The sequence below is a fragment of the Halomonas sp. BC04 genome (genome assembly GCF_000568385.1).
The window spans coordinates 1-10,496 of record NZ_AZQX01000031.1 but is presented as its reverse complement, the minus strand read 5'-3'; the positions used below and the strand labels follow the sequence as shown (position 1 = coordinate 10,496).

Below are 10,496 nucleotides of genomic sequence, written 5' to 3'. Positions count from 1 at the left end.
GGCGTCGGTTGGGCAGCGCGGTCAATGGGTCGTAGTAGGCCAGCCGGCGAATCCGCTCTTCATTTTCACGAATGTGCGTGATGTCGTTGAACAGCGCCGCGTAGTGCGTCACCTCGCCTTTTCACCCGTGATGGCGGTGATGGTCAGCAGCTCGAGGTAGAGTTCACCGCTCTTGCGACGGTTCCATATCTCGCCCCGCCAGTAACCGTGATTCTTCAGCGCCTCCCACATCTGCCGGTAGTATGTGGCGTCATGACGTCCGGAGGAGAGGATCTCGGGGGTCTTGCCGATGACCTCCTCTGCCGCATAGCCAGTCATGTGGGTAAAGGCGGGATTGACGAACTCGATGCGGTTGCTCGGGTCGGTAACGATGATCCCTTCCAGCGAGGATTCGATGACCCGCTCGGCCAGCTGCAGGTTTTCATGGGACCGGGCAAGGGCTCGGTCGCGCTCTTCCAGGGCGTCCCGCAGGTCCTGCATATAGTGTTGTTCGGCCCCGGCCAGCATGTCGCGAAAGCCGATCAGACCTACCACATTGTTCCCTTCGTCCAGCACCGCCAGGTGGCGCACTCGCTGCTCCAGCAGCCTGTCCCGGGCGGTGATCAGGGGTTCGTTCTGGTGCACGGTGAGCAGAGGACGGCTGGCCAGCTCGCTAATGGGGGTGTTGCCGGGGTGATGCGCGACGAAGCGCACCATGTCGCGTTCGGTGAGGATGCCCAGCTCCTGCTCGCTGCACTTCACCACCACGGCATCGCAGCTGGAGAGGCGCATCGACCGAGCCGCCTCGGCCAATAGCTGCGTCCCCTGGAGCACCAGCGCACGCTGGCGCATGGCGGCATGAACCTCCCGCAGGCGCAGGTAGGGCTCGATGCCTGATTCATGGCCATGTCGGTCTGGGTGAGGATGCCCTTTGGCAGGCCATCACCGTCGACCACGACGAAATGGCGTCGTCCTTCGGCACTGAAGCGCAGTGCGGCCTCGCTGATCGGCGTCTCCAGGTGCAGGCTCGCCACCGGCTGACTCATGACATCGCCGATCCGGGTTCGCCCCGCCTCCGGGTCGGCGAAATTCACTGCCAGGGCGTCGTGCTCGGTCCAGATCCCCCGTGCCTTGCCCTCACGGGTCACCACGATCGAACTGCATTGACGCTCGGCCATGCGCTGGGCGGCGATGCAGAGCGGCGTATCGGACTCACAGGTCAGCAGACCGGTCTGCATGATGCGCTCGATGGGAAGCTCGTGATTCATGACGCCTCACTGACGGGACGATTCTTACGGGACTCTTCTTCCCGTACCTTCCTTCCAGTACTTTTCCGCCTTCCAGTACTTTCCTGACTTCCAGTACTTTTTTCCTGTGCCCATTTATCCAGTACCACGCTTCCGGTACCACGCTTGACATACCCTGAGCTGCGGAAAAACGATACAGAACCAAGATTAGCCCTGATTATTCTTAACACCATCTTCAATGATCCCGTATTACATAACTAGTCGCAATGACTAACTGAGCGTCAACGGGGCCATATGCCGGCGGTACCCAACCCCGTTTTTCCGGACAAGACCCTTCAAATCGACCAGTTCATGACCCATATCAATATCCCCGCCGATCTCCTTCCAATCCGCTAAAGCCGGCCCTCCCCACCGCCGATACCTCAGCGCAACGTGAGCATTACCCGACACCGACCTGCCCACGAAACATCTCTCACTCGCAAAGGAAAGCCTACGATGAACCGACTGCTTCACCGCATCGACATGGGCTGGAAATTCTTTCTCGCACTTTCACTACCGCTACTGGCCATGGCCTGGTTTGCCGCCTCCGGTGTCCTCGAGCGCCAGCAGATAACGGCCGACATGGCCGATCTGGAGGAAATGACGCGCCTGTCCCAACGGGCGGGCAACCTGATCCATGAGCTGCAACGGGAACGGGGAATGACCGCCGGATTCCTGGCCAGCGAGGGCAACAATTTTCGCGATACGCTGCCCGATCAACGCCGAGACACGGACCGTCAGCACGATGCCTTCCTGCGCTATCTCGACAACGTCGACCTGGTCGCCCTGGACCCGGTACTTGCCGAGCGCATCGAGACGACCCTTGCCCGGCTGCAACAGACCCCAGCCCTGCGTGAGCGTGTCGACCAGCAGGCAGTCACCGGCGGCGAGGCGGTCGCCCATTACACGGGGATCAACAGTGCCCTGGTCACCATCATTGGACGCATGACACTGGCCAAGGAGGAAGGCAGCGTGACCAGCCGCATGGCGGCCTACTACAACCTCTTGCAGACCAAGGAGCTGGCCGGTATCGAGCGAGCCATGCTTGCCGGGGCCTTCAGCTCCGACAACATGACGCCGACAGGCTACCAGCAGTTGCTGAAGCTGCTGGGCAAGCAGGCCGCCTTTGAGGAGGCCTTCACCACCCTGTCGACTGCCGAGATCCGTCACTCCTTCCAGGCATTGAACGAGGGTCCCGAAGCCGAGCGACTGGCGTCGCTGCGCAGCGTCGCCATCGAACGAGGAACGGCAGGGGATTATGGCATCGATGCCCAGCAGTGGTTCGAGTGGCAGACCGACAGGATCGACCGGCTGAAGGTGGTGGAGGACGCCGTGGCAGAGGATGTCCTGGCCACGGCCTCGCGCCTCAGGGCGGAGGCTCGGGGCGACCTGATCGGGCATCTCGGGGTGGCGGCCGTTGCCGGCATCCTGGCGCTGCTGCTTGCCGCCGTGACCGTGCGCAGCATCGTCCTGCCATTGCGTGCCACACTGGCAGCGATCCAGCGCAGCAGCGGAGACTTAACCCTGCGACTGGACGCCCCTGGCCAGGACGAGCTGGCCCATCTCTATCGCGCCTTCAATGCCTCCACCGCCGATTCCGAGCGGCTGGTCTCCAATATCAAGCAGGGCGCCTTGTCCGTTGGCGTGGCCAGCGGCCAGATCAACGAAGGCAACCGTGACCTCGCCCAGCGCACCGAAGAGCAGTCCTCCTCCCTGGTCGAGACCGCTTCCAGCATGGARCAGATGACGGCCAGCGTACGCCAGACCGGCCGACAATGCCCGSCAGGCCGAGGCGCTCTCCCGGGAAGCGGCGAGCCAGGCCGACAAGGGCAGCAGCGTGGCCAGCAGTGCCCGCGGCGCCATGCGACAGATTCATGAGGCCAACCGAGAGGTCACCCGCATCGTCGAAGCCATCGACAGCATCGCCTTCCAGACCAACCTGCTGGCCCTGAATGCCTCGGTGGAGGCGGCCAGGGCAGGCGAGCATGGCCGCGGTTTCGCCGCGGTCGCCTCGGAGGTACGCAAGCTGGCCAGTCGTAGCGCCGAGGAAGCCGAGCAGATACGTCGGGTGGTCGGCATCAATGTGGCCTGCATCGACGAAGGTGAGAAGTTGGTCAACGCCACCAGCGAAACCCTGGAGACGATCGCCCGGGGGGTCGGGCAGGTCGCCAATCTCATCACCGAGATGTCCACAGCGGCAACCGAACAGTCCGCCGGCATCGAGCAGATCAACCAGGCCATCGGGCAACTCGAGGAGATGACTCAAAACAACGCCACCCTGGTCGAGCAGGTGGCGGCGGCGAGCCAGTCGCTGGATGAACAGGCTAACGACATGACGCGGCTGATCGCCCGCTTCAAGGTCGGCGAAGCGTTAACGGCCGGCAATGTCTGGGAAAGCGAAGCTCAGCCGGCGGACGGAGGGGCGCCGCACAGGCTCGCCTACTCGGCGGCGTGATGCCCCGGAAACAGCTAGTAACATTGTTACTAAAGTTTCCGCTCAAGCGTGCCGATAGAGTGAGTGCACACGCAAAATTGGGGAAGCCGGCGCGTCCGCCGGCTTCGGGGGCTGCACTGACGATCCATCGAGGCCGGGCCGGGAAACCGGCCAATGGCTCGATGGGTTGTCGAGTGCTTGCCAAGGGCGCAAACAAGGAAAAAAGACCATGTCTTCACCGCTTACCGATGCCACCAACAGCTTGAGCGCCTCGGCGCTGCACGACCTGACACCGCGACAGCGCAAGGAGTCCGTGCTGGCCTCACTGCCCACGGCGGGAACCATGCTGAGCCAGGCCGAGAGCCACGGCCATACCCCTGCCCAGGCGGACCTGGTCGAGCCGATTCAACGGATCAATGAAGTGCTGCGCCAGTATGGCGTGGAATTCGAGCTGAACGAGATGCCGTCACGGGTGGTGACGCGGATCGTCGACCGGGATTCCGGCGACGTATTGCGCCAGATCCCCTCCGAGGAGGTGCTGGCCATTGCCGAAAGGCTGGATGAAATGCAGGGACGCCTGATTCGGCTGGAAGCCTAGATCAGCTGGAGGCCTAGACCTGCATGTTCATGACGTCACGGTAGGCGGAGACCAGCCGGTTTCTTACCTGCAGCCCCATCTGAAAGGCCACGCTGGCCTTCTGCATGTCGACCATGACGTCGTTGAGTTCCACGTTGGGATCCCCGGCCTGGAAGGCCATGGCCTTGGCGCTGGAAGCCTGCTGAAGACGGTTGATACGCTGAATGGAGGATTGCAGCTCACCGGCGAAACCGCCCTGCCCCACCAGGGTCGAGACCTGCTGCCCCTTGGCAGCCTGTCCGCCGGCCTGTGTCGCCAGACTCTGCATCTGGGCCAGCGCGGATTGGATGGCAGGTGAACTCATGGCTCGCGGCCCCCGTTCGGTTGGATAGGAAGTGACGTTCAAGGAATGTTGCCAAGGCTAACAGCTGTCGTCACGGGACCATACTGGCAAATGGCATGAAAAACACGGGCTTTTCCCGCCTTTGGACTCGACGAGGGTTCGCATAATAGCGTTCATCACAGTTGCGCCCGCAAGGGTAGCCGGAATGCGGTGGACGGATGCACGCAATGCCATCTTCGAGTAATAGTTATCAAGCGATGAACGCCGCCTCCCATGGGAGGTGCGCATGAGCGATGGCGCCGCAACGCCGGGTGGTCAGGAGACCTCGCCCAACCCGCCAGCGGGCGCAATGCTGCAGCGCGTCCAGGAGCAGATTCGCGGCAATCCGCTGATCGCGATCCTGATCGGCGGCGCGGCATCGATCGCCATCGTGGTGGTGCTGCTGATGTGGGCGCGGGAGCCCGATTACCGGGTGCTCTACAGCAATCTCACCGAGGCGGATGGCGGTCGCATCATCAATGAGCTCGAGAGCCGCGGCGTGCCCTACCGCTTCAGCGAAGGCGGTACGGCGCTGCTGGTGCCCGGCGACTCGGTGCACGGCCTGCGCCTGCAGCTTGCCGAGCAGGGCCTGCCCCGGGGCGGCAACGTGGGCTTCGAGCTGATGGACAGCCAGGCCTTCGGGGTCAGCCAGTTTGCCGAACAGGTCAACTTCCAGCGTGGCCTCGAAGGTGAGCTGTCACGCTCCATCGAATCGCTTGGCCCGGTATCCCGGGCCCGGGTACACCTTGCCATGGCACGCTCCTCGGTCTTCGTGCGGGACCAGGAGCCGGCCAAGGCATCGGTCATCGTGACCCTGGAGTCGGGCCGTGTGATCGGTGACGGCCAGGTCAACGCCATCATCCACATGGTTTCCAGCAGCGTGCCCGAACTGGCCGCCGAAGACGTCACGGTGGTCGACCAGGGCGGCCGCCTGCTCTCCATGCCCGGCGCAACCGACGCGGCTGGATGCCACGCAGCTCGATTACATCGCCGAGGTCGAACGCTCCTTCCAGCAGCGCATCGAGAACATCCTGGCACCGATCCTGGGTCAGCAGAACGTGAGGGCCAGGTGGCTGCCCAGATCGACTTCTCACGCCGCGAGGAGACCAACGAGCGCTTCGCCCCCAACCAACCGCCCAACGAGGCGGCGGTACGCAGCCGACAGTCCAGCGTCTCCTACAGCGGCGGCGACGACCTGGCCATGGGCATACCCGGCGCCCTGAGCAACACGCCCCCCGGCACCGCGCCTTCCCCCATCAATCTCCCGGTGGACGAAGATGGCGAACTGCTCGAAGAAGCCGAGCAGGAGCTGCTGGCCTTGAGCAACCTGCGCCAGGATGGCGTGATCAACTACGAAGTCGACCGCAACATCGAGCATGTCCAGCACCGCCAGGGGCAGGTGCAGCGCCTTTCCGCCGCGGTGGTGGTGGACTATCGCGAGCAGCGCGACGAAGAAGGCGTATGGCAACGCGTGCCGCTGAGCGACTTGGAAGTCGCCCAGATCGAGCGCCTGGTTCGCCAGGCCATGGGCTTCTCCCAGGCCCGCGGTGATGAAATCGAAGTGGTCAACAGCCCCTTCAGCCGCACCGTGGACGACGCGGAAGTGCTGGAGTGGTGGCAATCGCCCGATGTCCATAACCTGGCACTCACCTTTGGCCGCTACCTGCTGGTGGCACTGGGCGCCTGCTGGCCTATCTGCTGATCCTGCGCCCGCTGATCAAGCGGCAGACGCAGCAGCCTGCACTGGCCTCGGCGCCGGGTACCGGCCTGCGTGTCCGGGTCGATGACGAGACGCCGGAGGGCATTGACGGTGAGCTGGAAGACGATCTGGCGTCGACACGGACTTACCAGAAGCCGAAACGCAAGCGCAAGTCTTCGGCCTATGAAGACCACCTGGCCGACCTGCGTGAATTGGCCCAGGAGGATCCCCGTATGATCGCCATGATCGTTCGCAGCTGGATGAACAAAGAATGAGCACCGCAAGAGCCATGAGCGGCGTGCGCCGCAGCGCCATCCTGATGCTGGCCCTGGACGAGGACAGCGCGGCGGAGGTGTTCAAGTACCTCTCGCCCAAGGAGATCCAGCAGTTGAGCATGGAGATGGCCGAGATGGACCAGGTCTCCCATGAAGACATGCAGAAGGTGATGCAGGACTTCAACGACGAGACCGAAGAGTTCATCGCGCTAAACCTCAACTCCAGCGACCATATCCGCTCGGTACTGACCAAGGCACTGGGCAGCGAGCGCGCCACCAGCCTGATCGAGGACATCCTCGAGACGTCGGGCAGCACCAGCGGCATCGACTCGCTCAACCTGATGGAAGCGCCCATGGTGGCGGAGCTGATCCGCGACGAGCACCCGCAGATCATCGCCACCATCCTGGTCCACCTGGAACGCCACCAGGCCGCCGACGTGCTCGAGCTGTTCGACGACAAGCTGCGCAACGACGTGGTGCTGCGTATCGCCACCTTCAGCGGCGTGCAGCCGGCCGCCTTGCAGGAGCTGACCGAGGTGCTCTCGGGCATGCTCGACGGCCAAAACCTCAAGCGCAGCAAGATGGGCGGCGTGAGAACCGCAGCGAGATCCTCAACCTGATGAACTCCAATCAGGAGGAGACCGCCATCGAGACGGTGCGGGCGCACAGCGAAGACCTGGCCCAGAAGATCATCGACGAGATGTTCCTGTTCGAGAACCTCATGGACCTGGACGACCGCAGCATCCAGATGGTGCTCAAGGAGATCGACACCAACTCCCTGGTGGTGGCGCTCAAGGGGGCGCCGGAAGGCCTGATGGAGAAATTCCTGCGCAACATGTCCCGCCGCGCCGCCGACCTGATGCGCGAGGACATGGAGGCTCGCGGGCCGATTCGTGTCTCCCAGGTGGAGGCGGAGCAGAAGTCGATCCTGCAGGTGGTGCGCCGGCTCGCCGACTCCGGCGATATCGTGCTGAGCGGTGGAGACGACACTTATGTCTGATCGCTCGCCCTCCCACCCGGAGCAGTCGGCCTCCTGGCGCCGCTGGCAGATGGGTGAACTGCAGGATGAGAGCCGCCGCAGCGAGGCCGAGCGAGCCGCGAAACCGGCAGAGGACCCCGCACGCCAGGAGCGGTTCCGCCGCCAGGCCGAGCTCAAGGCGCTGCGCGAAAAGACCCTGCGGGAAGCCCGCGACGAGGGGTTCAAGGCCGGCTTCGAGGAGGGCCGCGCCCAGGGACAGGCCCAGGCCTGGAAGAAGGCCGCCACGAAGCCGAGAAGGAGCTGAAGCAGCGCACCCGCGAAGTTCTGGCGCCGCTCAAGCCACTAGCGGAGCAGTTTGCCGATGCCCTGGCCGTGCTGGACGAAGAGGTAGCCAATGAGATGGTCGAGCTGGCACTCGCGACAGGCCGACAGCTGGCCGGCGAGGCCTTGAAGGCCCGCCCAAGGCAGGTGCTGGAACTGGTCAGGGCGCTGCTGCATACCGACCCGCCGCTGACCGGGCAGCAGCGCCTGTGGCTGCATCCGCTGGACCACAAGCTGGTGGAGCAGCATCTCGGCCAGGAGCTGGAAGCCGCCGGCTGGAAACTGCAACCGGACGACCAGCTCAGCCGCGGCGGCTGCCGTGTCACCAGCGCCAGTGGCGAGCTCGATGCCACCTGGGAAACCCGCTGGCAGGCCGTCAAGGCTCAGGTGCGCCGCCGGCGCCCTGCCACAGCGGCAGCGGAAGACGAACAGGAGTGAGTGACATGCCCGAGACCCTGGCACAACCCCGCAATGCGCATCAGGCACGCTGGCAGCAGACGCTGCAGCATGTGCGCGAACGCGTGGAGACCGTGCCGGGGTTTCGTACCAGCGGTCGTGTTTTACGGGCCACCGGCATGGTGATCGAGGCGATCGGCCTGCGGGTCGCCCTGGGCAACGCCTGTCGCATCGAGCTGGTCTCTCCGGGCAGCAGCGAGTCGCCGCGCTTTGCCGAAGCCGAAGTGGTCGGGTTCGCCGGCGAACGGCTGTTCTTGATGCCGCTATCGGAGATCACCGGCCTGATGCCGGGTGCCCGCGTCTATCCGCTGGGCGATGGGCCCGACCACACGGCGCGCCGCTTTCCTCTGGGCGAATCGCTGCTTGGCCGGGTGGTGGATGGAAACGGCGAGCCGCTCGATGGCTTAGGCCCGCTGGACAATGCCCCCCGGGCGGCRCTCTCCACCCCGCCGCTCAACCCGCTGGCCCGCGCCCCGATCGATGAGCAGATCGACGTCGGCATTCGCGCCATCAACGCACTGCTCAGCGTGGGCCGCGGCCAGCGCATGGGGCTCTTTGCCGGCTCCGGTGTGGGCAAGTCGGTACTGCTGGGCATGATGGCCCGCTACACCGGCGCCGACGTGATCGTCGTGGGCTTGATCGGCGAGCGGGGACGCGAAGTGCAGGACTTCATCGACAACATCCTCGGCGAAGAGGGGCGCCGCCGCGCCGTGGTGGTGGCGGCCCCGGCCGACACCTCGCCGCTGCAGCGACTGCAGGGCGCCKCCTATGCCACGCGCCTGGCGGAAGGCTTCCGCGACCAGGGCAAGAACGTGCTGCTGATCATGGACTCCCTCACCCGCTATGCCATGGCCCAGCGCGAGATCGCCCTGGCCATCGGCGAGCCACCCGCCACCAAGGGCTATCCGCCCTCGGTCTTCGCCAAGATCCCCAGCCTGGTGGAACGCGCCGGCAATGCGGAACGCGGCCGTGGCTCGATTACCGCTTTCTATACCGTGTTGACGGAAGGCGACGACCAGCAGGACCCCATCGCCGATTCTGCCCGCGCCATTCTCGACGGTCATATCGTCCTGTCCCGGACGCTGTCCGAGGCCGGTCACTACCCCGCCATCGATATCGAGGCCTCGATCAGTCGCGTGATGACTCACATTATCGACGACGAGCAGCTGGCCATGACCCAGGCCTTCAAGCGGCTCTTTTCTCGCTACCAGCGGAACCGCGACCTGATCAGCGTGGGCGCCTACAGCCCGGGACACGACCCGCAGCTGGATGAGGCCGTCCAACGCTATCCGCTGCTGGAGCAGTTCCTCCAGCAGGGCATTCATGAAAATGCCTCTATCGAGGCCTCTCGACAGGTTCTCACCGAGACCCTAGGAGTCAGGCAATGAGCGCATCGTCACAGCTCGGCATGCTGGGCGACCTCGCCCGGGATGCCCGCGACCAGGCCGGCCAGCTGCTGGCCGGAGAGCGCATGAGCGAACGCCAGGTTGCGGCCCAGCTCGACGCCCTCAGCCGCTATCGGCTGGAGTACGCCGAGCGGCTGCAGAGTGCCATGCGAGAGGGCATCGATCCCGCCAGCATGCACAACTACCAGCAGTTCCTCGCCTCCCTGGATGCCGCCCTCCAGCGCGCCAGGGACGCACTGGACTCGCAGCAGCAGCGCGTCCAGCAGAGCCAGCAGCAGTGGCAACAGGAGCAGAAGCGCCTGTCGGCCTACGACACCCTTTCCTCTCGCCGCCATGCCGAGCTGCAGAAGCACGAAGCGCGGCGGGAACAACGCAACAGTGACGAAATGGCCGCCGGTCGGCTGATTCGCCAGCGCCCCGAGCGCGATTCGTGATCCGAGCCAGGAGATCGCAATGGATATTCAGATGATTCTGTCCGCCCTACCGGGCAAGCCCATGGGCAAGGCCGAGGCGGGTGCCAATGCATCCGACGGCCAATTTGCCCTGGCCCTGGCCGGTGCCGGTCGATCGCAGTCCGACGCCCAGCAGTCTGACCCACTGCCGGAGAGTGTCAGGCCTGCCCTGCCGCCCTCCATGGCAGCCCAGCAGGCGATGCTGCAGGCCCTGAGCGCCAACGACCCGGATCTCGTGGCGGATATGGAA

The 10,496-nt window shown here is 64.6% G+C and carries 11 protein-coding genes and 2 pseudogenes; 10 read left to right on the top strand and 3 right to left on the bottom strand.

Translation table 11 applies throughout. The features are described 5' to 3' along the window. Positions 1–108 precede the first annotated feature (108 nt). Together Q427_RS33170 and Q427_RS33165 are read right to left on the bottom strand one after the other, a co-directional pair. Positions 109–831, bottom strand: coding sequence for a PAS domain S-box protein (locus Q427_RS33170; RefSeq protein WP_231613340.1), 723 nt, complete (start codon positions 829–831; stop codon positions 109–111). After that, a complete protein-coding gene (locus tag Q427_RS33165; RefSeq protein ID WP_051496064.1) occupies positions 738–1,247 on the bottom strand; it encodes a CBS domain-containing protein in 510 nt (169 codons plus the stop codon). The genes Q427_RS33170 and Q427_RS33165 overlap by 94 nt, the downstream gene beginning before the upstream one ends. A gap of 474 nt (positions 1,248–1,721) precedes the next feature. Here Q427_RS33165 and Q427_RS02525 point away from each other — a divergent pair, with 474 nt between their 5' ends. The 3 genes from Q427_RS02525 to Q427_RS02520 all read left to right on the top strand — a co-directional run bounded on the left by Q427_RS02525 (position 1,722) and on the right by Q427_RS02520 (position 4,297). Continuing rightward, positions 1,722–3,143 (top strand): nitrate- and nitrite sensing domain-containing protein, encoded by a 1,422-nt coding sequence (locus Q427_RS02525; RefSeq protein WP_231613338.1) that lies wholly within the window; start codon positions 1,722–1,724, stop codon positions 3,141–3,143. Beyond that, positions 3,103–3,720 (top strand): methyl-accepting chemotaxis protein, encoded by a 618-nt coding sequence (locus Q427_RS33160; protein WP_231613336.1) that lies wholly within the window; start codon positions 3,103–3,105, stop codon positions 3,718–3,720. Before Q427_RS02525 ends, Q427_RS33160 begins: the two co-directional genes overlap by 41 nt. A gap of 208 nt (positions 3,721–3,928) precedes the next feature. Further along, positions 3,929–4,297, top strand: a complete 369-nt coding sequence (locus Q427_RS02520) for a flagellar protein FlaG (protein ID WP_043510690.1) — start codon at positions 3,929–3,931, stop codon at positions 4,295–4,297. 13 nt (positions 4,298–4,310) lie between these two features. Here Q427_RS02520 and fliE read toward each other — a convergent pair whose 3' ends face one another. Further along, complete coding sequence (gene fliE / locus Q427_RS02515) at positions 4,311–4,640, bottom strand: flagellar hook-basal body complex protein FliE (protein ID WP_043510686.1); 330 nt, start codon at positions 4,638–4,640, stop codon at positions 4,311–4,313. A 265-nt stretch (positions 4,641–4,905) separates the two neighbouring features. Between fliE and fliF the strand changes: the two are divergent. The 7 genes and pseudogenes from fliF to Q427_RS02485 form a co-directional block, all read left to right on the top strand. Beyond that, positions 4,906–6,632: pseudogene (gene fliF / locus Q427_RS02510) on the top strand (flagellar basal-body MS-ring/collar protein FliF). Further along, positions 6,629–7,632, top strand: a pseudogene (gene fliG, locus Q427_RS02505) (flagellar motor switch protein FliG). Before fliF ends, fliG begins: the two co-directional pseudogenes overlap by 4 nt. After that, positions 7,625–7,915: a hypothetical protein gene (locus Q427_RS35950; RefSeq protein WP_331280520.1), complete on the top strand. Its 291-nt coding sequence runs from the start codon at positions 7,625–7,627 to the stop codon at positions 7,913–7,915. Before fliG ends, Q427_RS35950 begins: the two are co-directional and overlap by 8 nt. A gap of 68 nt (positions 7,916–7,983) precedes the next feature. Beyond that, positions 7,984–8,370 (top strand): flagellar assembly protein FliH, encoded by a 387-nt coding sequence (locus tag Q427_RS35945; RefSeq protein WP_331280519.1) that lies wholly within the window; start codon positions 7,984–7,986, stop codon positions 8,368–8,370. Between the two features lie 5 nt (positions 8,371–8,375). Then, the gene (gene fliI, locus Q427_RS02495) at positions 8,376–9,776 is read left to right on the top strand and encodes a flagellar protein export ATPase FliI (protein ID WP_043510684.1); all 1,401 of its coding nucleotides are present in this window, start codon (positions 8,376–8,378) and stop codon (positions 9,774–9,776) included. Then, on the top strand, positions 9,773–10,228 hold the full coding sequence (fliJ, locus tag Q427_RS02490) for a flagellar export protein FliJ (RefSeq protein WP_043510682.1): 456 nt from the start codon (positions 9,773–9,775) through the stop codon (positions 10,226–10,228). Before fliI ends, fliJ begins: the two co-directional genes overlap by 4 nt. A gap of 19 nt (positions 10,229–10,247) precedes the next feature. Then, the coding region (locus Q427_RS02485; protein ID WP_043510679.1) for a hypothetical protein at positions 10,248–10,496 on the top strand (249 nt) is incomplete at its 3' end.